The following is a 22,712-nucleotide window of genomic DNA, read 5'->3' as shown; positions in this document are numbered from 1 at the left end:
GTCCTGTTACCCCGCCCAGATCTCGCAATGTTTTTTCACCAGACCAATCAACGACCCGCCATCGGCGACAAATTCCCGCATCTTTTGCGCTTCGCTGCCGCCGTTTCTCACCTGACGGGTCAGGGCCTCGATCGCGCTGCCTGCGCCCACTTTATCCGCCGAGGGGGCGACTTTCTCCAGCAGACGCAGGGTGTCCTCTGACAGTTTATGATGATCGCCGGTATGTACGTCGGTCAGAATGCCGTCCAGCCCGTAACGGCAGGCCTGAAAGCGGTTGAACTTATACAGCAGGTAATCGCGTTCCTGGTGTTTAAATGGTCGCTCGGTCAAAAGCCAGTGCGCGGTCGCCTGAATCAGTCCCGCGATGTTGACGGCATGAGACAGGGTGAGCGGCGTATCCATCACCCGCACTTCCACGGTGCCAAAATGCGGACTCGGTCGGATATCCCAGTGCAAATCTTTAATACTTTCGATCATGCTGGTGTAACTGAGCCGACGGAATAGCCCCTCAAATTCCTGCCAGTTACTGACCCACGGCATCGGACCGTTGTCCGGAAAACCGGAGAAAATATTCAGCCGCGATGAGGCGAAACGGGTGTCAGAACCCTGCATATAAGGCGAAGCGGCAGAGAGCGCGATAAAGTGCGGCACGAAGTGTGACAGCCCGTGCAGCAGATAGATCGCGTCGTCACCGCTGGCGCAACCGACGTGTACGTGCTGACCAAACACGGTCGCCTGCTGAATGAGGTAGCCAAAATTCTCCAGCGTCCGCTGATAGCGCTCGTTATCGCACACTTCCTGCCGCTGCCATTTTTGAAACGGATGGGTGCCCCCGCCACAAATCTCAATATGGTGCTCCGCCGCGGCGTGGAGAATCACCTGCTGCATGGCGGAAAACTGTGCGGCGGCCTGGTCGATGTTGTGACACACATCGGTCGCCAGTTCCAGCATGCTTTCGGTGATGTCATGTTTGACTTCACCGGCGGTGACCCGGTCTTTCACGGCGGCAATCAGCCGCGAAGAATCCTGGCTCAGGTCATAGCCCGGTGGATTAACCACCTGCGTTTCCAGCTCAATGCCGAGGGTGTAGGGTTCGGAGACGTGAAAATCGGGTAACGGCATAACGTTCTCTTTTAAAGGAATGTCTTTTCAGTATAGAAGCGTTATGGGTATTCGGAAGCGGCCTGATACGCGCCGCGTTATCAGACCGTACAGACCGTTACCGCCGTGGCGCCTGGCGCACCGGCGTGTCGCCCGCCACGTAATAGCTGGCTGTGCTTTTTGCCAGCGGGGCGCGACCGCGAATAGCATCGGCAAGCTTTTCGCCAATCATGATTGTGGTCGCGTTCAGGTTGCCGGTGATGATTTGCGGCATGATTGAAGCGTCCACCACGCGCAGGTTTTCCACGCCGTGAACCCGGCCTTCGCCGTCCACGACCGCCATTTCATCAAAGCCCATTTTGCAGGTGCCGCAGGGATGAAACGCCGTCTCGGCGTGCTCGCGCACAAACGCGTCCAGTTGTTCGTCGCTCTGGCAGTCGCTGCCAGGGCTTATTTCCCGTCCGCGAAAGGGATCCAGCGCGGGCTGGTTGATGATTTCACGGGTAATGCGAATGGCGTCGCGAAACTCCTGCCAGTCCTGGTCGGTCGACATGTAATTAAACAAAATTGCCGGGTGCTCGCGCGGATCGCGTGATTTAAGATGGACGTGGCCGCGGCTTGGCGAGCGCATAGAGCCGACGTGGCACTGGAAGCCATGTTCTTTAACCGCGTTCGAGCCGTTGTAATTGATCGCGACCGGCAGAAAGTGATACTGAATGTTTGGCCAGGTAAACGCGTCCCGGCTGCGGATAAAACCGCCCGCTTCGAAATGGTTGCTCGCGCCAATACCGGTGCCGCCAAACAGCCATTCGGCGCCGATCTTCGGTTGATTCCACCATTGCAGAGCCGGGTACAGTGAGATCGGTTTTTTGCAGGCGTATTGCAGGTACATCTCCAGATGATCCTGCAGATTTTCGCCGACGCCGGGCAGGTGATGAACCAGCGGAATAGCAAACGCTTTCAGCAACGCCGCGTCGCCAACGCCGGAACGCTGCAGAATCTGCGGCGAAGCAATCGCCCCGGCGCATAACAGCACCTCTTTTTCCGCTGTGGCGGTGGTCGGAATGGTGCCGTCGCCTTCCAGCCACTCCACGCCCACCGCCTTTTTGCCATCAAAGATGATGTGATCGGTCAGCGCGTGGGTGATTATCGTCAGGTTAGGACGTTTTCTTGCCTGGTCGAGATAGCCGCGCGCGGTGCTGGCGCGACGTCCTTGCGGCGTTACGGTGCGATCCATCGGGCCAAAGCCTTCCTGCTGGTAACCGTTAAGATCGTCCGTGCGCGGATAACCGGCCTGTACACCCGCCTCGATCATCGCGTCGAACAACGGATTCACATGGGGTTTCGAGGTGGTCACGCAGACCGGGCCGTCGCCGCCGTGATAGGCGTTTGCGCCGATATCGCGCGATTCCGCCTTACGGTAGTAGGGCAGGCAGTGGAGATAGCTCCAGTGTTCGAGTCCGGGTTCGTTTGCCCAGTTGTCGAGATCCATCGCGTTGCCGCGAACATAGCACATGCCGTTAATCAACGAGGAACCGCCCAGTCCTTTGCCGCGTCCGCACTCCATCCGGCGATAATTCATGTGCGGTTCCGGCTCTGTTTCATACGCCCAGTTATAGCGTTTCCCCTGAAGGGGATAGGCCAGCGCCGCGGGCATCTGAGTGCGAAAATCCGTACGGTAGTCCGGGCCGCCCGCCTCTAAAAGCAGAACGGTGGTATTGCTGTCTTCTGTCAGTCGTGTTGCCAGTACGTTGCCGGCAGAACCGGCGCCAATAATGATATAGTCAAAATGCAATGAGACCTCCTGGTTAAAAGACGGACTGGAAGGGGGCCATCTCGATCTGGATGGATTTTACCTGGGTGTAGTTTTGCAGCGTCATCACGCCGTTTTCACGACCAATGCCAGAGTGCTTATAGCCGCCGACCGGCATTTCCGCCGGGGATTCCCCCCAGGTGTTGATCCAGCAGATCCCGGCCTCGAGCTGGTGGATAACCCGATGCGCACGGTTGAGATCCTGCGTGACCACGCCTGCCGCCAGACCATAGTCGGTCGCGTTGGCGCGGCGAATTACCTCGTCTTCGCGTTCATAGGTGAGAATTGACATGACCGGGCCAAAAATTTCTTCCCGTACGATGGTCATCTCGTCGCGACAGTCGGTGAACACCGTTGGCGCAACCCACGCGCCATGTTCAACGTCGCGGCCTTTCAGTGCGCCGCCGCCGCACAGTAGCGTTGCCCCTTCGCGCTTGCCGCTTTCGATATAGCGCAGAACGTTTTCCCGATGCGCGAAGCTGACCAGAGGCCCGAAGTTAGTCGCCGGATCAAACAGATCGCCTGCGCGAATTCGCGCCACGCGGGAGAGGATCGTCTGTTCAAAGGCGCTTTTCATCTTTGTCGGGATAAACACGCGGGTGCCGTTGGTACAGACCTGCCCGGCGCTGTAGAAATTCGCCATCATGGCGATGTCGGCGGCCAGATTAACGTTGGCGTCCTCGAAAATAATCAGCGGCGATTTACCGCCCAGCTCCATCGTGACCTCTTTCAGTGAGGAGGCCGCGGAATGCGCCATCACTTTTTTGCCGCTGGCAACCCCGCCGGTAAACGACACTTTGGCAATGCCGGGATGTTCGGTCAGATACTGGCCCGTTTCCGCACCCGCGCCCGGCAACACGTTAAATACGCCGTCCGGCAGACCCGCTTCGCTGTAGATTTCCGCCAGCTTTAACGCGGTGAGCGGCGTCACTTCGCTGGGTTTGAAGATCATCGCATTGCCCGCCGCCAGCGCCGGAGCAGACTTCCACAGCGCGATTTGAATCGGGTAGTTCCATGCGCCGATCCCTGCCACCACGCCCAACGGCTCGCGGCGAGTGTAAACGAAAGCGGACTCGCGCAGCGGGATCTGGCTGCCTTCCAGTGACGGGATCAGCCCGGCGTAATACTCCAGTACGTCCGCGCCGGTCACGATATCCACGCTGGCGGTTTCGCTGAACGGCTTTCCGGTATCCAGCGTTTCCAGTCTGGCCAGCTCGTCATTGCGTTCGCGCAGAATATCCACCGCCCGGCGAAGAATGCGCGAACGTTCCATCGCGGTCATCGCCGCCCAAATTTTTTGTCCGCGTTGGGCGCTTTTTACGGCGCGATCAACATCGTCACGCCCTGCGGCGTGAACCGTCGCCAGAATATCGCCATTGGCAGGATTGATGGTATCGAAGGTGTGACCGCTGGCGGCGGCGGTATAACCACCGTCTATATAAAGCTGTTGTTCTGCCATTCGCGACATGCGTTCTCCTCGTTTAGTCAGTGGCTTTCGGCAAATGCTGACTGATGAAATGGGTGGTCAGCGCCTGGGCGAGACTCAGATTAAACGGTTCGCCGCTCAGCGCGGCGCGTAGCCAAAGTCCGTCAATCAGCGCCGCCAGTCCGTAACCCGCCTGCTGCGCCTGTTCGCGCGGCAGTTCACGCTTAAATTCGTAGACGATATTCGACAGCAGGCGCTTACTGGCAACCTGCTGAAGGCGATACAGCATCGGCTGATGCATACTGCTGGCCCAGAAGGCCAGCCACGCTTTCATCGCCGCGTGGCTTATCTGCGTGTCGTCAAAATTCCCCGCGACGATGGCCCGCAGGCGCAGTTCGGCACGGGCGCCCTGGAGCGCACGCAGCCGATGCAAAACCGCATGGCGGAGCTGGCTGGTGATGTCGCGCATCGTCGCCTCCAGCAATCCATTCTTATCCCTGAAGTAATGGCTGATGATGCCGGTCGAAACCCCGGCGCGACGGGCGATCTGCGCGATCGTCGCATCGTGCATTCCCACCTCATTGATCGCTTCCAGCGTGGCGTTAATCAGCTGCCGTTGCCGAATCGGTTGCATCCCCAGTTTGGGCATTTTCGGACTCCATTCATCAGTTTTGTTTATCTATTAGAACGGTTTTTGATTGAACGTTCAATATAAATGTGTATTAATTGTTACGTTTTTGATTTCAAATAGTTGCAATAAAAGTGAGGATACTGGATGTCAGACCTTCCCTCGTGCAGAGAAAAAGACAAAATCAATCCGGTTGTTTTTTATACTTCCGCCGGGCTGATTTTGTTGTTTTCCCTGACCACGATCTTCTTTAGTGATTTCTCCGCCGCCTGGATCGGCAAGACGTTGAACTGGGTATCGAAAACCTTCGGCTGGTATTATCTGTTGGCCGCCACGCTGTATATCGTCTTCGTCATTTTTATCGCCTGTTCGCGCTTTGGCTCAGTGAAGCTCGGACCTGAGCAGTCCAAACCAGAATTCAGCCTGTTAAGCTGGGCTGCGATGTTATTTGCCGCCGGGATTGGTATCGACCTGATGTTTTTCTCGGTCGCGGAACCGGTCACGCAGTATATGCAGCCGCCGGAAGGGGTGGGGCAGACGGTCGAAGCGGCTCGCCAGTCGATGGTCTGGACCCTGTTTCACTACGGTCTGACCGGCTGGTCGATGTATGCGCTGATGGGCATGGCGCTGGGCTACTTCAGCTATCGCTATAACCTGCCGTTGACCATTCGTTCGGCGCTCTATCCCATCTTTGGTAAACGAATCAACGGACCGATAGGACACAGCGTGGACATCGCGGCGGTGATTGGCACTATCTTCGGCATCGCCACCACCCTCGGGATTGGCGTGGTGCAACTGAACTACGGGCTTAGCGTGCTGTTTGATATCCCGGACTCAATGGCGGCAAAGGCGGCGCTGATAGTGCTGTCGGTGATTATCGCCACGATTTCTGTCACCTCGGGCGTCGATAAGGGCATTCGCGTGCTGTCCGAACTGAACGTTGCGCTGGCGCTGGGGCTGATTCTGTTTGTGCTGTTTATGGGCGATACGTCATTCCTGCTCAATGCGCTGGTGCTTAACGTGGGTGATTACGTGAATCGCTTTATGGGCATGACGTTGAACAGCTTTGCTTTTGATCGCCCGGTCGAGTGGATGAACAACTGGACGCTGTTCTTCTGGGCGTGGTGGGTGGCGTGGTCACCGTTTGTCGGCCTGTTCCTGGCGCGTATTTCGCGCGGGCGTACGATTCGTCAGTTCGTTTTCGGCACGCTGATTATTCCGTTCACCTTTACCCTGCTGTGGCTGTCGGTGTTTGGCAACAGCGCGCTGTACGAAATTATTCACGGCGATGCAGGCTTTGCATCCGAAGCGATGGCGCATCCGGAGCGTGGATTTTACAGCCTGCTGGCCCAGTATCCGGCGTTCACCTTCAGCGCCTTGGTGGCGACAATCACAGGCCTGCTGTTCTATGTGACCTCCGCAGATTCCGGCGCGCTGGTGTTGGGTAACTTTACTTCAAAGCTAAAAGACATTAACAGCGATGCGCCAAACTGGCTGCGCATTTTCTGGTCTATCGCCATCGGCCTGCTGACGCTCGGCATGTTGATGACGAATGGTATTTCCGCGCTGCAGAACACCACGGTCATCATGGGGCTACCGTTTAGCTTCGTCATATTCTTTGTCATGGCCGGGCTGTATAAATCGCTGAAGGTCGAGGATTATCGCCGGGAAAGCGCCAGCCGACACACCGCGCCGCGTCCGATGGGCGTACAGGATCGGCTGAGCTGGAAAAAACGCTTATCGCGGCTGATGAACTATCCGGGCACGCGCTATACCCGCCAGATGATGGAGACGGTATGCTTCCCGGCGATGGAAGAAGTGGCCCAGGAGCTCACACTGCGCGGCGCCAGGGTAGCGCTAAAAAGCCTGCCGCCGGAAGAGGGCGAAAACCTCGGCCATCTGGATCTGCGGGTATACATGGGCGACGAACGGAATTTTATCTACCAGATCTGGCCGCAGCAGTACGCAGTGCCAGGTTTCACCTACCGTGCCCGCAGTGGTAAATCGACCTACTATCGTCTGGAAACTTTCCTGCTGGAAGGCAGTCAGGGTAACGACCTGATGGACTACAGCAAAGAGCAGGTAATTACCGATATTCTCGACCAGTATGAACGCCATCTGAACTTTATTCATCTGGATCGCGAAGCGCCGGGCAACGGCGTACTGTTTCCCGGCATGTAGATCTAAACGTTATCTGAAAAAAGGACGCCTACTGTTTACATACACAGTAAGAAGAGATGAGAAGAGTCGGGTAACCGCGGCGCCTGACGCTTTCCGGCTTCAGGCCATTGCTGAGATTCAGAAAAATGAAAGCCCGCAGTCTTCACTGGCTGCGGGCGAATGTTTACCAGCAGATAAACCCGCCATCCACCACCAGATCTACCCCCGTGCAAAACGACGCGGCATCGCTGGCGAGAAACAGCGCCGGACCGGCCATCTCTTCCACCTTCGCCATACGTTGAATCGGCGTCTGGCTTTCAAATTCCCGCGTCTGATGCACCATTTCCGGGCGGGTATTCATTGGCGTGGCGGTATAACCCGGGCTGATGGAGTTGACCCGAATCCCTTTCTCAATCCACTCCATCGCCAGACTTTTCGAAAGATGGATCACGCCGGCTTTCGAACTGTTGTAATGCGCCTGATCAAGGCCCCGGTTCACGATGATCCCGGACATAGAGGCGATATTAATAATGGCGCCGCCACCGCTTTTCAGCATCAGTTCCGCTTCGGCTTTGCACGAGTTCCACACGCCCGTCAGGTTGATATCAATCACCCGCTGCCACTGCTCGCTTTCCATTTCCAGCGCCGGGTTAGCGTTCGCGATCCCGGCGGCGTTAACCGCGATATCGAGGCGACCAAAACGTTCGTGGGTGAAAGCGATGGCCGCGCGCAGGTCGCTGAGTTGCCGGACATCGCCCGCGTAGAGGGCGGCCTGCCCGCCGATGGCCTCGATATTCTGTACGGTCTCTTTCAGCCCGCCGTCTTCCCGCAGGTCAAAACCGACCACGCGCGCGCCCGCGCTGGCAAGGGCCCAGGCTATCATTTGGCCGATACCGCTACCCGCGCCGGTAACGAAGGCGACGCGCCCTTCGAGGTTAAATAACTGCCGGGCAAAATCTTTTGCGATCATAGTGATTTCTCTCCACATAGTCCCCGGCGGGGATTACGACATGATCAGGCCGCCATCAATATTAATGGTCTGCCCGGTAAGGTAACGCGCATCGTCAGAGGCAAGGAAAGCCACCAGCCCGGCGACATCCTCGGGTTTCCCGGCCCGTTTCATCGGGATCCCTTTCACCCATTCCGCCATCAGTTCCCCTTTGCCGTAGCGTTTTTCTTCGCTGCTGAGAATCTCGCCCCATACGCGATCGTTGTAATCCCACATTTCGCTTTCGATAATGCCCGGACAGAAGGCGTTGACGGTGATATTCCACGGCGCCAGCTCGTGCGCCAGGCTCTGGGTGATACCGATAACACCCATCTTGCTGGCGGCGTAATGCGGGGTATAGATAAAGCCCTGCCGCCCCTGACCTGACGAGGTGTTGATCAGGCAGCCCTGATTCTGTTTAACCATGTATTTTGCCGCTTCACGACAGCACAGCCATACCCCGGTAGTGTTTACCGCCAACACTTTTTCGAAATCCGCCTTCGGCATCCGGTCGAAATAGTCGATGGTGATGACTCCGGCATTCTGGATGGATACATCGATAGTCCCGAAGCGGGCGGCGGCCTGCTCGTACAGCGACTGCACCTGCGCCTCATCGGTCACATCGACCTGCAGTGACAGGATATCCGCCTGATAGCGCTGGCGCAGTTGCTCTGCGGTGTCGTGGACGCGCTCCGCGTTGGACACCATCACCAGATTTGCGCCGTCGCGGGCGAAGCGTTCGGCGATGCCGGCGCCAATTCCCCGACATGCCCCGGTGATAACCACGGTTTTCCCCTGAAAATTGCGTTGCATATTTTTTCTCCTGTTTAAGCCGGGCAGCCTCCGCCCGGCGGAATGATGCGGTTTAGCTTGATGCGGTTTTTGCCGAGGGCGCCGCCGCCAGCTTTTCTTCATGGCGGCGCATCAGAATGACCTTGTTCTGGAGCTTTTGCTGGAACTGATCGACCACCACGGCGGTGACGATAACCACCCCTTTAATGACCATCTGCCAGAAGTCACTGACGCCCATCATGACCATCCCGTCGGCGAGAAAGACGATGACGAAAGCGCCGATAATGGAACCGGAAACCCTGCCGCGCCCACCTGCCAGCGCGGTTCCGCCCAGTACGGTGGCGCCAATGGCGTCCATTTCAAACATATTGCCGGTCATCGGATGCGCGGTTTGCAGCTGCGAGGCGACAATCAGTCCGACAAAGGCCGCGCACAGTCCGGAGAAGGCGTATACAAAGACTTTTGTTTTAACGATCGGCACGCCGGCAAGGCGCGCGGCGGACTCGTTGCCGCCGATGGCGTAGATATAGCGGCCAAGCGGCGTTTTGGTGGTGATCCAATAACCCAGCAGCAGGAAGCCAATCATCAGCCAGATAGGCAGATAAATGCCCAACAGGGTGCCGGAGCCCAGCGTGGCGAAACCGGTGTTGCCCAGCGCCTCCATCCCGTTGAGGTTGGGGTAGGTGCTGCCGTCGTTAAACAGCAGGGCGGAGCCCCTGGCGACATACATCATGCCGAGGGTGCAGATAAACGGCGCCACGCCGAAGCGGGTAATTACCGCGCCGTTGATGAACCCGACGAGGATGCCGAACAGGGCGACGCAGAGGATCACCTCCGGCACGTTAAAAAAGAGGATATTACCGCCCCAGATGGGCAGGCCGTTGGTCAACAGCGCGCCCGCCACCATGCCGCAGATCCCGGCAACGGCGCCCACGGACAGGTCGATGCCGCCCGTCAGGATCACCAGCGTCATGCCAATGGCCAGAAGCCCGGTGATTGCCACATGCTGCGTCATAATCAGCAGGTTAGACGTGGTCAGGAAATTCGGTACCATCACGCTAAAGAACGCAATCACCAGCAGCAGCGCGATGAATGTTCTGGCCTTTAGCAGGTACATATAAATCATATATTTCTGGTTCATGATGGATTCCAGCCTGATTAATCTTGTGGGGTAGACGCGGCGATTAACGCCTCGCGCGTGACGGCATCGCGGGGGACATCGGCGGTAATGCGGCCATCGGCCATAACCAGAATGCGATCCGCCAGCGCCATCACTTCGTCGAGTTCAGATGACGAAAACATCACTGCCAACCCTTGCTGCGCCATTTTGCCGATAAGGTGATAGACGTCGGTTTTCGCGCCCACGTCGATGCCGCGGGTCGGTTCATCAAGAAACACCACCTGAGGCTGCGTCATCAGCGCCTTGCCCAGTACCACTTTCTGCTGGTTGCCTCCGCTCAGGGAAGTAATGGGCAGTTCGGGATCGCTGACCTTAATTGCCAGTTGCTGGATCATCTCCTTCACGCTGGCCTGCTCTTTATGCGGGTTCAACCATTGCCAGGCCCGACGAAACCCCTTCAGGCTGAAGTCTGACAAGGTCATGTTGGACTGGATCGACATCATCTGCACCACGCCTTCACCCTGTCTGTCCTCTGGCACCAGCGCCAGCCCTTTTTTCAGTCGCGACTGGAAGTGGGCGTTATCAATGCGTTCGCCGTTGAGGTCTATCTTTCCACTCTGGCAGGGCATCAGGCCTACCAGCCCCTTAAACAACTCAGTGCGCCCGGCGCCCAGCAGACCGTAAATGCCGATCACTTCGCCTTTGCGTAAGCGAAACGAAACGTCATTGAGTTTGTAGCCACCGCTGGGGTGAAGCGCGGTCAGGCCTTGTACGGCAAGCACGGTGTCGCCGTGTGGCGCGGCCTGGTAATCGAAATGTTTTTTCTTGTCGCCCACCATCTGTTCGATGATCCACGGAATGCTGGCGTCACGAACGGGGCGTTCGCTGATAAACCGACCGTCGCGGAAAATGGTGATGTTGTCGCCAATTTCCATCAGTTCTTCCAGACGGTGGGAGATATAAATAATGGTCACGCCGCGCCGCTTCAGCTGTTCGATCACGTTGAACAGCACTTTCACTTCAGACTGGCTGAGGGCGGAGGTGGGTTCATCCATGATCAGCACTCGCGTGTCTTTAGACAGCGCGCGGGCGATTTCCACCAGTTGCTGGTGGCCGATGCCGAGTTCCCCTAGCGGCGTATAAGGGTCAACGTCCAGCTCCAGTCTTTCCAGTAAAGATTTCGCCAACGCATACTGATATTTTTCGTTGATTCGTCCTTTCTGGAAAAATTCGTTAGCCATGAAAATATTATCCATGACGTTCATATTGGGAAATAAATTCAGCTCCTGAAAAATAATGCTGATCCCCAGTTTCTCCGCCTGATGTGTCGAATTTAGCGAGACAGGTTGACCATCAAGAAACAGTTGCCCGGAGGAGGGCGTTTCCACCCCGGCGAGCATTTTCATCATGGTCGATTTACCCGCGCCATTTTCGCCAATCAGTACATTGACCTTATTCCGGTAGACCCGATAATTCACATTATCTAACGCCACCACCCCGGGATAAACGCGCGACAGCGCACGGGTTTCAATAATCACTTCAGACTCAGCGCAGTCGGGCGCGACGCGATTATGCGGCTGCATATTATTCCCCTCCTGCCAGGTCGATTTTGGCGGGCGTAATCGCAGGCAGTGTTTGGGGAATATCCCAACTGGAAAATACGCCATACACCTCGACGGATTCGCCGGTTTTCAGCGGCGCCGCCTGGATCATGTTGACGGCCTGCTCGTTAATTGCCCGGCCATATTCGCCGAACAACACCTGGTCGTTGAAATCACCGTAGCTGGCCCCTTTATACGCATCGCGCAACTGCGTGCCGCGCAGCGTCGGACCGATCTGGACGACCACATCGCTGCCGCTCTTATCCGCGACCGTCATCTTGCCGCTGCGTGACGCCGTGTCGAGTTGGCTGATCTTTCCTGCTACCTTGACGTAAAAGAGGCAGGGATTCTCATCCTGAGAACGAAAGCCCAGCTTTTGACAGGCGCTGTCAATGTCTTTTTCCGCGCCCAGCGCCGCCATCAGTTCGGCGACGGGACGCGCCTGCCCGACAATCTGCGGGACAATCTGGTTTTGCCACGTTTGGTCAATGTTGGCCATATGGGGGTTGGGGGGAGATTTAAGGTCCGCCAGTTCCTGTTGCGAGACGATGCGGCACCCTCCCATGGTCAATACGGCCAGCGCCAGCCAGGCTTTTTTAGACATAATGTTCTCCTCTGCGCCTCGTGAGAGGCGCAACTCCCCGGGATCAGGACTTGATGTTGAAATCCTGGACTTTATCTGCGTTATCTTTAGTGATGAGAATGCCGCGGAACATCACGCGCTGTTTATCGGGCTTCACGCCGTTTTGCAGGTAGTTATCCAGATCGGTCACCCCCTGCGCCGCGATGGCCTGAGCCTGAAGCATCACGGTAGCCTGCAGCGAACCCGCTTTCACCGCGTCGCGTTCGTCGTTGCTGCCGTCAATGCCGACGACAATGACGTCGCTGCGGTTAGCGGCTTTCAGGGCGGCGATAGCGCCAAGCGCGACGGGGCCGTTTCCGCAGATTACGCCTTTCACGTCAGGGTGCGCTTGCAGAATGCTGTCCATGATGCGTTTGCCGTCAATCAGCGTGCCTTTAGCATCCTGTTTCGCGACGCTGACCATATCCGGGAACTGGTCGATGACCTGGTGGAATGATTTGGAACGGGTGACGCAGTTATTATCCGCGAGGTTACAGGTCAGCTCAGCGTATTTGCCTTTTTCACCCATTTTTTCCACAAATACGTTGGCGACTTCCGAACCGGCCTGGAAGTTATTATGGGTAATCTGCACCAGCGCCACATCATCTACCGGAATTTCACGGTTGATTAAGACAATCGGTATTCCCGCTTTTTTCGCTTTTTCAATTGCCGCAACGCTGGCCGTTGAGTCAGCGTTATCAAGGATAATGCCCTGAACTTTTTTACCGATGGCGGTATCGATGAGCTCATTTTGTTTTTTCACATCTTCGCTGTGCGAAAGAATTGTGGTCTTGTAACCTAATTCTTGCGCTTTTTCGCTGGCGCCTTTCGCTTCAGAGGCGTAATACGGATTATCCAGCGAGTTGACCATAATCATAATTGTCCCTTTTTCGACGGCATGCGCGGCAAAGGACAACGCGGTCAGGGTAGCAGCGGTTAACAGCGTTAAACGTAATTTCATGACAATGTTCTCTCTGTGTTGTTATTGTCGGGTACGGTGAAACAACGTAAAGCCAGATTTGTTATGGGCCGGAGTCCTCCTTTGTTGAGTGAATGTATTCAGTCAGCCGTTATTCCCTGGTAAGGCGTCAGACCGACGAGGCCGGTTTCCATAATGTTCTGTTCACCGCATGGCGCCATGCCTGCCATCGTTGTTGCAGTCGACGGTGGCGCGCCATGTCGGGCTGAAAAGTACTGTGCTCGGTTAAGAGGTCTTTAAGATCGCTCAGCGAGCCGGGGTGAAGCGCTTTGCGCGCCAGCAACGCTGCGCCGATGGCGGAAAGTTCCGGCACATCGCTGCGCATCACCGGACAGCCCAACAGATCCGCCTGGTATTGCATCAACCAGTCATTTTTTGTTGGACCGCCGTCAACCATGAGCGCCGTTAAGCTGAAATCGTCGTGCTGTTGCATGGCAACGACCACGTCTGCAATCTGATAGGTAATAGACTCGAGGGCGGCGCGGATCAGATGCGCCCGCTTTACCCCGCGGCTGAGTCCGCAGATCACGCCCCGCGCGCTGTCATCCCACCAGGGCGCGCCTAGCCCGGTCAGCGCCGGGACAAAGTAAACGCCGAGGGTCGATTCAACGGAAGCGGGAAGGGTGTTAAGTTCATGCGCCAGCTCGTCGTCAGGCAGTTCGCTCAGTCCGGTGCTGTCCGCCATCCAGGCAACCGCGTCGCCGGTATGCGGAATGTTGCCTTCCAGACCGTAAATAATGCGTTCGCCATCATGCCAGGCGATGGTGGTCGCCAGCGCGTGGATAGCGCACTGCGCCGACTTCACTGGCGCCATGACTGAGGAACCCGTGCCGTAGGTAGCTTTAACACACCCCAGTTCGCCAAGCGCATGACCAAACAGGGCGGCGTGAGAATCGCCAACCATCGACATCACCGGAATACCATCCGGGATCCCGGCCAGCCCACGGGTATGACCAAACAGGCCGCTGGAGGGTTTGATTTCCGGCAGCGCGACGCGGGGGATCGCGAACAGCGCCAGCATCGCCTCATCCCATTGCCCGGTTTGCAGGTTAAGCAGTTGGGTGCGGGCGGCGTTGGAGTAGTCGCAGGAGAAGGCCTCGCCGCCGGTTAAGTTCCACAGCAACCAACTGTCGATGGTGCCCAGGCAAATTTTTCCCTGTTCCGCCAGTCGCGCACCGTCAGGTATCGATTCCAGAAGCCAGCGCATTTTAGAGGCCGAGAACAGCGGGGCGATGGGCAAGCCGGTTGTGGCTTTAATCAACGGCTCCTGGTTATCCTGGCGCAGCGCCTCACACCAGGCCGCGCTGCGCGTACACTGCCAGGTGATCGCGGCATTCAGCGGCTTACCGCTGTCGCGATACCAGCCGATGGCGGTTTCACGCTGATTACTGATCGCCAGCGCAACGACGTTGTCTGCGCCGACATGCTGAATGGCCCTGGCGATCACGTCCAGGGATGCCTCAATCAATACCTCGCCGGATTGTTCCACCCAGCCTTCCCGCGGCGTTTGAATCGCCAACGGCTGAGAGTATTTCGCGACCACGTTGCCCCTGTCGTCTAGCGCGACCGCTTTCGCGTTGGTGGTGCCTTCATCCAGCGCGATAATGAACCCTTTCTTCGCTGTACACATAGATTGTCTCCTGAGTCACATTGCGTCCCGGCGTAGAAGGCAGAATGGCATCCCTCGTTGTCGCGTTTTACTTCATCAGGCTGGCTGTGACGTCGCGTATTTTTGTTTGTGAATATATATTCGATATTGATTATTTATTTAATACCTTAGCCACAATCGTTGGGCTGAGCTACCGAAAAAATCATCAATTGTGCTGAGAATCACACTTAGAGAGTGGGCAGAATAGCAAAGACCGGTGAAAATTACGTGGAGGTGAATCCTTTCAGTTTATTGAAATTTAAAGATTTTTAATGCCTTTGCGCACAAGAAACGCAACGCAAAGGCAGTACAGTGAGGCGGAATTCAGGCGGTGACCAACTGGCGAGCGGTGGGATAGTCGGTGATCAAAACGTCAATATAGCCGCCGTTCAGCGCCCCCTTAATGGCCGCGACTTTGTCGGTACCGCCAGCCAGCGCCACGACGTTTGGGCATTTTTTCACTTTGTCGAGCGCCATGCCGATCACCGGATCTTCGTCGTCCTGTAAAACAGGTTGACCGTTTTTGTCATAGTAGTGCAGGCAGATATCCCCAACGGCACCGCGATCGGCCAGCACCTGGAGCATATCTTCGTGATAATAGTTCCCGGAGGTTTTGAGGAGCTGCGACGGTTCGAGAATGCCGATGCCGACAATGGCGATATCAACGTTATCGAAGCGTGAGATCACATCGGCGACGTCTTTGCTGGCGATAAGCCGGTTTTTCTCTTCCACTGAACCTTCGATACTTTGCGAGGGCAGAAGCCAGGCATCGCAGTTCAGGTGCTGCGCCAGCGTTTGGGTGAGGATGGTAGCCTGCACGTTGCCGTTTGGTCCGACGCCGCCGAGAAGTTGAATGACGCCGCCCGCCTTCAGATTTTGTGTATGGACTTCGTCGACCATTGCGCGGATGGTTGAACTCCACGACGAGACGCCAACCAGATCTTTAGGCCGCAGACGGGTTTCAAGATAGTGGGCCGCGGCGGAGCCTATGGCGCGTTTAAGGGCGTGATCGCTGGCATCTTCTTCCGTATCCACCACGATGGCTTGTTTCAACCCGTAGCGTTCTTCGATGCCTTTCTCAAGATTAAGAAAAATATTGGACGGTTGAACGACGCTGATTTTCACCACGCCCTCTTTTTGACAGCGGGTGATTGCGCGGGAGATAAACGACTGAGAAAGCGAGAGAAGCTGAGCAATATCGGACTGTTTGCGACCCTCGAGATAGTAAAGGGTTGCGATTTTAACCAATAGCCGTTGTTCATCCTGCTTTGCCATAGTATTCCCCAAAAAAATTCATCATAGCCAGACACATACGTTCCGTACCGCCATTATCTTAGAGGGTATTATCATACGCGAAAAGACAAAGCTGGTAAGTGTGACAAAGCTCTAAGTTTAACCAATCCTCAAAAACAGCATTGGACAAAGCTGAGAAAAAGGTCGCATAATTGAATAAAGAATCAAGTATGAATATATATTCAGTGACGCATTAAGTCAATTGAATATGTCATTCGTTAATCCAGTTGCGGTAAGGAGACAGAATGTTCCTGAGTATCCTGCAGCGGCACAAGCCATGTCATGCAACGCCTGGGGATGTCTGGTTTTTTTAGTTCCTGGTGGAATAAATATTCCATGTTGAAAATAAATTCAGAGGTATTAAATGAATCCCTACAATTACGATATCCAGACGCTTGAGCGCAAGGCGCGAGCCGTGCGCCGCCACATTGTCAGACTCAACGCCAACAGTCCCGCAGGCGGCCATACTGGTGCCGACTTGTCTCAGGTTGAACTGCTGACCGCGCTCTACTTCCGTATTCTCAACGTTGCGCCGGATCGCCTGGACGATGACCAGCGCGACATCTACATCCAGTCTAAAGGGCACGCGGTGGGGTGCTATTACTGCGTGCTGGCAGAAGCGGGATTTTTCCCCGTCGACTGGCTGGAAACCTACCAGCATGCCAACTCCCATCTTCCCGGACACCCGGTTCGCCAGAAAACCCCCGGCATTGAGTTGAACACGGGCGCGCTGGGCCACGGTTTGCCTGTTGCGGTGGGACTGGCGCTGGCAGCCAAAAAAAGCAACAGCGCCCGCCGCATTTTTTTGATTACCGGCGACGGCGAGCTGGCAGAAGGCAGTAACTGGGAAGCCGCGCTGGCGGCAGCGCATTACGGGCTGGATAACCTGATCATCATTAACGATAAAAACAATCTTCAGCTTGCCGGGCCGACCCGCGAAATCCTGAATACGGACCCGCTGGCCGATAAATGGCGGGCGTTTGGTATGGCGGTAACGGAGTGTGAAGGCAATGAGATGGCGTCGGTGGTTGCCGCGCTGGAAGGGCTGAAACAGGCGGGTAAACCCAATGTCATTATCGCCAACACCACCAAAGGCGCAGGGATCTCCTTTATTCAGGGACGTCCGGAATGGCACCACCGCGTACCGAAAGGCGAAGAAATCGCACTGGCACTGGAGGAACTGAAAGATGAGTAATGCAGAACACCTCGCGAACGTGATGGTTCAGGCGTTTATTGATGCCGTGGAAAAGGGCGTCGACCTGGTGCCGGTGGTGGCGGACTCCACCTCGACGGCGAAGATTGCCCCGTTTATCAAACAGTTTCCCGGCAGGCTGGTTAACGTGGGGATCGCCGAGCAAAGCATGGTCGGTACGGCGGCAGGGCTGGCGCTGGGCGGGAAAGTCGCCGTCACGTGTAACGCCGCACCGTTCCTGATTTCCCGGGCTAACGAGCAAATCAAAGTCGATGTTTGTTACAACAACACGAACGTGAAGCTGTTTGGCCTGAACGCCGGGGCCAGCTATGGGCCGTTGGCCAGTACCCACCATTCGATCGACGATCTCGCTGTTATGCGGGGGTTTGGCAATATCCAGATATTCGCCCCTTCGTCTCCGCGCGAATGCCGTCAGATCATCGACTACGCCCTCGGTTATGTCGGTCCTGTATATATCCGTATGGACGGCAAAGCGCTGCCGGAGCTGTATGGTGAGGACTATCGCTTTGCGCCTGGCGCGGTTGTGACGTTACGCGAAGGTGACGATCTGGCGCTGGTGGCGACAGGGTCGACGGTGCATGAAGTGGTGGATGCCGCCTCGCTGTTAGCCGACGCCGGTATCCATGCGACGGTAATTGGCGTGCCGTCAATCCGCCCTTGTGATACACAGGCCCTGTTGGCTGCGCTGAAAGGGTGCAAGGCGGTAATAACCGTTGAAGAACATAACGTTAACGGCGGGCTGGGCAGTCTGGTGGCGGAGGCGCTGGCAGAAGCGGGCAGCGGCGCGGTACTGAAGCGGTTGGGTATTCCGGACGGTGAATACGCTGCGGCGGCGGATCGGCGCTGGATGCGACAACACCACGGCTTTGACGCGCAGTCTGTGGCGAATCAGGCGCGCGAGTTGCTCAACGGTTAACCGCGGGCCAGCGTGATCAGATGCTGTTGGGTGAGATGCCACTGCACGCGCCAACGCAGCGCGCGGTGGCGCAGACGCAGCAGGTTTGCCTGCACGTCGACAATCTCATAGTGGTGAAACCCGGCGTGATGCTGCTCTGACGCTGGCGTGGCTTTAAAGGCGCTCTCTTTGGCGGAAAAGGCCAGCGTCAGCGCCTGTTCAAAGGGCAGGCGACACGCTTTCAGACGTTCCTGCTCAGTCTCCGAAACGAGACTTCTTACCAGTTCTTCCGCCGTCTGCGGCGAAAGCAAGGCTTCTGTATCAACCCCCACCGGCTCTCTGGCGACTACCGCCAGCGCGGTATTGCCGCAGTGGCTGATGCTGCCGAACAGCCCTTCCGGCCATAGCGGCTGACGCCGATCGCCGATGCCCGGTACGCTTTTGACGCCATACTCCCTTAACGCATGTACGGCGGCAATCCGGCCTGCCAGATGCTCGCTTTTACGCTTGCGTCCGGCGTTCATCAGACGCGTGTAGTGAGGGAGCCACAGCAGGTCGCTTTCCTGAAAGCTGGCGGGATCGAAAGTGACGACGTGCAGCGTAAGGTCGGCGAAGGGGAGACGAGAATGGGTGATTTGCATGGGGTGATAATAACACCCTTCCGCCCGCGCGGAAGGGTGTGCTGATATCAGAAGTGGGTGTTTACGCTCATATACCACGTACGACCCGGTTCGTTATACGTGTACGCGCCTGCGCCACGCATATACGAGACGTCAGTCGTGCTGCCGGTAGTCTGGGCATTCCCCTCACGCCACAAACGCTTGTCGAAGACGTTATCCACACCGCCGGTCAGGCTGACGTTCTTGGTCACGTCCCAGGTGGCGCTCAGGCCAACGATGCTGTACGGGCTGACGGACTGTTTGTCTGAACCCGTCACCGGTTTACCCTGGTAGTCGTATTTCTTCGGCTCTTGTTTGCCGTACCAGGTGAAGGTGGACTGCAGCGAGACGTCCTGATGCACCTGCCAGCTCAGCGTTGAGTTCAGCGTGTACTCTGGAATAATCGACAGGCGCTCGCCGGTCTCTTTGTTCTTACTCTGCAGCATGTACGTGATGTTGTTAGTCCAGTTCACCGTTTCACTGACCGGCACGTTTAACGTTCCTTCCAGACCTTCAACCACGGCTTTGGGTACGTTCTCCCACTGGTAAATATCGGTGTAAGTGGTTTTCCCTTTGCTGGTGATGGACGTGCGGTTCATCGGCGCGGTACCCGCCTCAATCTTATTGCGGTAATCATTGCGGAACCAGGTAATGCCCGCCAGCCAGCCGTCGCGTTTGAACTCAAGGCCGATCTCTTTGTTAATGCTGGTTTCAGCTTTCAGGTCATCGTTACCCATCATGTAACAGCCGATGCCGGACGCCGCGCCCGTGGCGTAACAGCCCTGGCCTTTGCTGTACAGAATGTAGTTCGGGTTGGTCTGGTACAGGCTCGGTGCTTTATAGGCGCGGGCGATCCCCATTTTCAGGGTAAAATCGTCGCCGAGGCCCTGTGACAGGTTCAGGGACGGACTCCAGTTGTTGCCGACGATGCTGTGATGATCGAAACGCAGCCCCGGCGTCAGCATGGTGGTGTCGGACAACTCCATGTTGTTCTCAGCGAACAGCGAGAAGATTTCCGCTTTTGAATACGGGCTGCGATCGGTACTGCTATAGCCCGGAATATCGCCGCCCATAAAGGTTTGCGAGTTGGAAAGCATGTCCTTCATGCGCTGTTGGGTCCACTCGGTGCCCAGCGTCAGGTTCTGGTTTACCAACAGATCCAGTGGAATACTGACTTCACTGTGCAGGGTCACGTCGTTCAGGTCGGCATCAACATATTTCTGTGCGGCCTTCGGATCGAAGATCCCTTCGGTACCGCCCGCCAGACCTTCCGGTGTCCGGGAGTTACGGGTATGTTCATACTGCACCCAGTTGCTGGTGGTGACGCCGTTGTCCCAGCCGCCGTTCCAGGTCAGCGAGTAGTTTTGACGGTACAGACGGTTAGTCTCTTTGCCGTAATTATCTTTCACCAACTGGTTCGTGTTGGTATTTTGCGTATCCCCGGCGTACAGGTTGCCCTGACGACTGTAGCCCGCTTCCAGTTCGAGGGACTGCATCGGCGCGAAGTCCCAGCGCACCACGCCGTTAATATCTTTGTTGATGACCCCTTCGCGCCCGGCGGGCAGGGTGTCTGCATAGGTGCCGGTACGCTCTGATTGATGGCCCTGGTTAATGTTGCGCGCGTCAGCCTGGGTCTTATCGAGGTTACCGTACAGACGGAAGCTGAAATCCCCGCCGAGCGGGCCGTTCAGGCTGAAGTTGGTGCGCTTGGTCGCGCCTTCGTCTTTGTGCTCCGGCGCGTTGAAATAGGTGTTCCACGAGCCGTGCCACTCGCTGCTGCTTTTCTTGGTGATAATATTCACCACGCCCCCGGCGGCGCCATTGCCGTAGCGCGCTGCGGCAGGACCGCGCAGCACTTCAATGCGTTCAATCATTTCCGGCGGTACCCAGGCCGTATCGCCACGGGTGTCACGTTCGCCGCGCCAGCCAAGTCGCACTGAGTTACGGCTGGTGACGGGCTTACCGTCGATCAGAATCAGGGTGTTTTCCGGCCCCATACCGCGAATGTCGATCTGGCGGTTGTTGCCGCGCTGACCGCTGGTCGAGTTACCGGTCAGGTTAACGCCCGGCATCGTACGGATAATTTCGGCGACGTCGCGAGCGGGCGGGTTTTTGCGAATTTCATCGGCGGTAATGGTCGACACGCCGGGGGCCTGCAGGTTTTGCTGGGCGGCGGTCACGACGATGGTGTCTTCATGAGAGGCGGTTGTGCTGTCGGTTGTCTCTTCTGCCATGGCGGGCAGCGCGACCCCGTAAATCCCTAAATTGACCAATAAGGCCAGTGAATGAATCTTCTTGTTCATTGTTTATCCTGCTTTTCTTTAGCCACGTGTACCAGTTGCCGGAAAGACGCATCTGGCCCGATATCGCCCGCGTCTGCGAAAACCCTCCATTCCAGAAAAGCACGCAGTGCGGTTGGTTAAAACGTGTTCGCGCTTCCCACAGCGCGACAATACGCTATTGCAAATGCAAATAGTTATCAATAATATTATCAATATATTTCATCAATCAATGAAAAATTTCACAATAAACATGGGGTTAAGACGGTGACGGCGTTAACGGTTGGGAGCGAGGCCTGGTGGCAGTCAAAAAACGGTCCTGAATGGACACGCGATGCCAACGGCAATTACCAGGTCACCTTCTGGTGGCGCGATCCGCAGGGCGACGAAACCTACTCCCCCATTCAGCGCGTGTGGGTCTATATCACCGGCGTGACCGACCATCATCAGAACCAGTTGCCTCAGTCGATGCAGCGCATTGCCGGAACGGATGTCTGGCAATGGCGAACAGTTCTTGGCGCTCACTGGCGCGGCAGTTACTGCTTTATTCCTACCGCGCGTGACGATGTGTTTGCCGGTCTGGCGGCCGGTGAAACGCCCGATCGGACCATGTTGCGCGAAGGCTGGCGGCAGTTGTTGCCGCAGGCGATTGCCGACCCGCTCAACCCGGTAAGTTGGCAGGGCGGGCGAGGACATGGCGTGTCGGCGCTGGAAATGCCCCAGGCGCCAGCGCAGCCCGGCTGGGATCGCCCGCAGCCGCCCCGTTCTCTGCCAGCTGTGGTGCAATGGCGCAGCAAACGCCTCGGCAATACGCGACGGGTGTGGGTTTTTACTACCGGCGACGATCGGCCGCAAACGCGTCCGTTGGCTGTGTTGCTCGACGGCCAGTTCTGGGCGCAAAGTCTGCCGGTCTGGCCTGCGCTAACGTCACTCACGCAGCAAGGGCTGCTTCCGCAGGCGGTGTACGTGCTGATTGATGCGATCGATACCGCTCACCGCAGCTGCGAGCTTCCCTGTAATCCCGACTTCTGGCTGGCCGTGCAGGAAGAATTATTGCCGCAGGTTTACGCCGTTGCGCCGTTCAGCGACCGCGCCGATCGCACGCTGGTGGCCGGACAGAGCTTCGGCGGCTTGTCATCGCTCTACGCCGGACTGAACTGGCCCGGGCGCTTCGGCTGCGTCCTCAGTCAGTCCGGTTCGTACTGGTGGCCCCATCGCGGCGGCCATCAGGACGGGTTTATCACAGAACAACTCAAAGCCGGGCTTCTTCAGGCCAACGGTTTGCGCATTGTGCTGGAGGCCGGGGTCCGGGAGCCGGTGATTTTCCGGGCGAACCAGGCGCTTTATGCACAACTAAAGACAACACAGCAGTCGGTTTTCTGGCGTCAGGTTGACGGCGGACATGATGCGCTTTGCTGGCGCGGCGGGCTGATGCAGGGGCTTATCGACCTCTGGCAGCCGCTGCGTTAAGCAGGCGATTTTCCACGACAGGAGT

Annotated in this window: 18 protein-coding genes; 4 read left to right on the top strand and 14 right to left on the bottom strand. The window is 56.7% G+C overall.

The features are described from left to right. Positions 1-6 precede the first annotated feature (6 nt). The 4 genes from CSE01S_RS06115 to betI form a co-directional block, all read right to left on the bottom strand. Positions 7-1,122: a YbdK family carboxylate-amine ligase gene (locus CSE01S_RS06115; RefSeq protein WP_042285676.1), complete on the bottom strand. Its 1,116-nt coding sequence runs from the start codon at positions 1,120-1,122 to the stop codon at positions 7-9. 97 nt (positions 1,123-1,219) lie between these two features. Beyond that, complete coding sequence (betA, locus tag CSE01S_RS06110) at positions 1,220-2,896, bottom strand: choline dehydrogenase (RefSeq protein ID WP_042285673.1); 1,677 nt, start codon at positions 2,894-2,896, stop codon at positions 1,220-1,222. 13 nt (positions 2,897-2,909) lie between these two features. Then, complete coding sequence (gene betB, locus CSE01S_RS06105) at positions 2,910-4,382, bottom strand: betaine-aldehyde dehydrogenase (protein WP_042285671.1); 1,473 nt, start codon at positions 4,380-4,382, stop codon at positions 2,910-2,912. Between the two features lie 13 nt (positions 4,383-4,395). Continuing rightward, a complete protein-coding gene (gene betI / locus CSE01S_RS06100; protein ID WP_042285669.1) occupies positions 4,396-4,989 on the bottom strand; it encodes a transcriptional regulator BetI in 594 nt (197 codons plus the stop codon). A gap of 126 nt (positions 4,990-5,115) precedes the next feature. On the opposite strand from betI, the gene CSE01S_RS06095 reads away from it, so the two are divergent. Then, positions 5,116-7,149: a choline transporter gene (locus CSE01S_RS06095; protein ID WP_042285667.1), complete on the top strand. Its 2,034-nt coding sequence runs from the start codon at positions 5,116-5,118 to the stop codon at positions 7,147-7,149. A gap of 163 nt (positions 7,150-7,312) precedes the next feature. On the opposite strand, the gene CSE01S_RS06090 is transcribed toward CSE01S_RS06095, so the two are convergent. From CSE01S_RS06090 to CSE01S_RS06055, 8 genes are all read right to left on the bottom strand, one after another. Then, positions 7,313-8,098, bottom strand: a complete 786-nt coding sequence (locus tag CSE01S_RS06090; protein ID WP_042285664.1) for an SDR family oxidoreductase — start codon at positions 8,096-8,098, stop codon at positions 7,313-7,315. A 33-nt stretch (positions 8,099-8,131) separates the two neighbouring features. Beyond that, complete coding sequence (locus CSE01S_RS06085) at positions 8,132-8,929, bottom strand: glucose 1-dehydrogenase (RefSeq protein ID WP_042285661.1); 798 nt, start codon at positions 8,927-8,929, stop codon at positions 8,132-8,134. A gap of 52 nt (positions 8,930-8,981) precedes the next feature. Beyond that, the gene (locus CSE01S_RS06080) at positions 8,982-10,049 is read right to left on the bottom strand and encodes an ABC transporter permease (RefSeq protein ID WP_042285659.1); all 1,068 of its coding nucleotides are present in this window, start codon (positions 10,047-10,049) and stop codon (positions 8,982-8,984) included. Positions 10,050-10,066: 17 nt separating this feature from the next. After that, entirely contained in the window at positions 10,067-11,611 is a 1,545-nt protein-coding gene (locus CSE01S_RS06075) for a sugar ABC transporter ATP-binding protein (protein WP_042285657.1), read from the bottom strand. Between the two features lies 1 nt (position 11,612). Beyond that, the gene (locus CSE01S_RS06070) at positions 11,613-12,233 is read right to left on the bottom strand and encodes a DUF2291 family protein (RefSeq protein ID WP_042285655.1); all 621 of its coding nucleotides are present in this window, start codon (positions 12,231-12,233) and stop codon (positions 11,613-11,615) included. 43 nt (positions 12,234-12,276) lie between these two features. Further along, complete coding sequence (locus tag CSE01S_RS06065) at positions 12,277-13,212, bottom strand: D-ribose ABC transporter substrate-binding protein (protein WP_042285653.1); 936 nt, start codon at positions 13,210-13,212, stop codon at positions 12,277-12,279. A gap of 127 nt (positions 13,213-13,339) precedes the next feature. After that, a complete protein-coding gene (locus CSE01S_RS06060) occupies positions 13,340-14,860 on the bottom strand; it encodes an FGGY family carbohydrate kinase (RefSeq protein ID WP_042285650.1) in 1,521 nt (506 codons plus the stop codon). A 342-nt stretch (positions 14,861-15,202) separates the two neighbouring features. Then, the gene (locus tag CSE01S_RS06055; RefSeq protein WP_042285648.1) at positions 15,203-16,153 is read right to left on the bottom strand and encodes a sugar-binding transcriptional regulator; all 951 of its coding nucleotides are present in this window, start codon (positions 16,151-16,153) and stop codon (positions 15,203-15,205) included. A 382-nt stretch (positions 16,154-16,535) separates the two neighbouring features. Here CSE01S_RS06055 and CSE01S_RS06050 point away from each other — a divergent pair, with 382 nt between their 5' ends. Continuing rightward, complete coding sequence (locus tag CSE01S_RS06050) at positions 16,536-17,366, top strand: transketolase (RefSeq protein ID WP_042285644.1); 831 nt, start codon at positions 16,536-16,538, stop codon at positions 17,364-17,366. After that, the gene (locus tag CSE01S_RS06045; protein WP_042285642.1) at positions 17,359-18,300 is read left to right on the top strand and encodes a transketolase family protein; all 942 of its coding nucleotides are present in this window, start codon (positions 17,359-17,361) and stop codon (positions 18,298-18,300) included. Before CSE01S_RS06050 ends, CSE01S_RS06045 begins: the two co-directional genes overlap by 8 nt. Here the strand turns inward: CSE01S_RS06045 and entD are convergent. Beyond that, entirely contained in the window at positions 18,297-18,920 is a 624-nt protein-coding gene (gene entD / locus CSE01S_RS06040) for an enterobactin synthase subunit EntD (protein ID WP_042285639.1), read from the bottom strand. The two genes, CSE01S_RS06045 and entD, sit on opposite strands and share 4 nt — an antisense overlap. A gap of 47 nt (positions 18,921-18,967) precedes the next feature. After that, positions 18,968-21,241 carry a TonB-dependent siderophore receptor gene (locus CSE01S_RS06035; RefSeq protein WP_042285636.1) on the bottom strand — a complete coding sequence of 758 codons (2,274 nt, stop codon included), beginning with the start codon at positions 21,239-21,241 and terminating at the stop codon, positions 18,968-18,970. A 243-nt stretch (positions 21,242-21,484) separates the two neighbouring features. Here CSE01S_RS06035 and fes point away from each other — a divergent pair, with 243 nt between their 5' ends. Further along, positions 21,485-22,687 carry an enterochelin esterase gene (gene fes, locus CSE01S_RS06030; RefSeq protein ID WP_042285634.1) on the top strand — a complete coding sequence of 401 codons (1,203 nt, stop codon included), beginning with the start codon at positions 21,485-21,487 and terminating at the stop codon, positions 22,685-22,687. Positions 22,688-22,712 lie beyond the last annotated feature (25 nt).

Source organism: Citrobacter sedlakii NBRC 105722, from assembly GCF_000759835.1.
Classification (GTDB): domain Bacteria; phylum Pseudomonadota; class Gammaproteobacteria; order Enterobacterales; family Enterobacteriaceae; genus Citrobacter_A; species Citrobacter_A sedlakii.
The sequence above is the reverse complement of the archived record's forward strand: the minus strand, read 5'-3'. Positions and strand labels throughout refer to the sequence as shown.

Excerpts from the sequence above, each read along its gene's own strand:
- CSE01S_RS06115 (WP_042285676.1), bottom strand. The coding sequence starts at position 1,122 with ATGCCGTTACCCGATTTTCACGTCTCCGAACCCTACACCCTCGGCATT.
- betB (WP_042285671.1), bottom strand. The coding sequence starts at position 4,382 with ATGTCGCGAATGGCAGAACAACAGCTTTATATAGACGGTGGTTATACC.
- betI (WP_042285669.1), bottom strand. The coding sequence starts at position 4,989 with ATGCCCAAACTGGGGATGCAACCGATTCGGCAACGGCAGCTGATTAAC.
- CSE01S_RS06095 (WP_042285667.1), top strand. The coding sequence starts at position 5,116 with ATGTCAGACCTTCCCTCGTGCAGAGAAAAAGACAAAATCAATCCGGTT.
- CSE01S_RS06090 (WP_042285664.1), bottom strand. The coding sequence starts at position 8,098 with ATGATCGCAAAAGATTTTGCCCGGCAGTTATTTAACCTCGAAGGGCGC.
- CSE01S_RS06085 (WP_042285661.1), bottom strand. The coding sequence starts at position 8,929 with ATGCAACGCAATTTTCAGGGGAAAACCGTGGTTATCACCGGGGCATGT.
- CSE01S_RS06080 (WP_042285659.1), bottom strand. The coding sequence starts at position 10,049 with ATGAACCAGAAATATATGATTTATATGTACCTGCTAAAGGCCAGAACA.
- CSE01S_RS06075 (WP_042285657.1), bottom strand. The coding sequence starts at position 11,611 with ATGCAGCCGCATAATCGCGTCGCGCCCGACTGCGCTGAGTCTGAAGTG.
- CSE01S_RS06070 (WP_042285655.1), bottom strand. The coding sequence starts at position 12,233 with ATGTCTAAAAAAGCCTGGCTGGCGCTGGCCGTATTGACCATGGGAGGG.
- CSE01S_RS06065 (WP_042285653.1), bottom strand. The coding sequence starts at position 13,212 with ATGAAATTACGTTTAACGCTGTTAACCGCTGCTACCCTGACCGCGTTG.
- CSE01S_RS06060 (WP_042285650.1), bottom strand. The coding sequence starts at position 14,860 with ATGTGTACAGCGAAGAAAGGGTTCATTATCGCGCTGGATGAAGGCACC.
- CSE01S_RS06055 (WP_042285648.1), bottom strand. The coding sequence starts at position 16,153 with ATGGCAAAGCAGGATGAACAACGGCTATTGGTTAAAATCGCAACCCTT.
- CSE01S_RS06050 (WP_042285644.1), top strand. The coding sequence starts at position 16,536 with ATGAATCCCTACAATTACGATATCCAGACGCTTGAGCGCAAGGCGCGA.
- CSE01S_RS06045 (WP_042285642.1), top strand. The coding sequence starts at position 17,359 with ATGAGTAATGCAGAACACCTCGCGAACGTGATGGTTCAGGCGTTTATT.
- entD (WP_042285639.1), bottom strand. The coding sequence starts at position 18,920 with ATGCAAATCACCCATTCTCGTCTCCCCTTCGCCGACCTTACGCTGCAC.
- CSE01S_RS06035 (WP_042285636.1), bottom strand. The coding sequence starts at position 21,241 with ATGAACAAGAAGATTCATTCACTGGCCTTATTGGTCAATTTAGGGATT.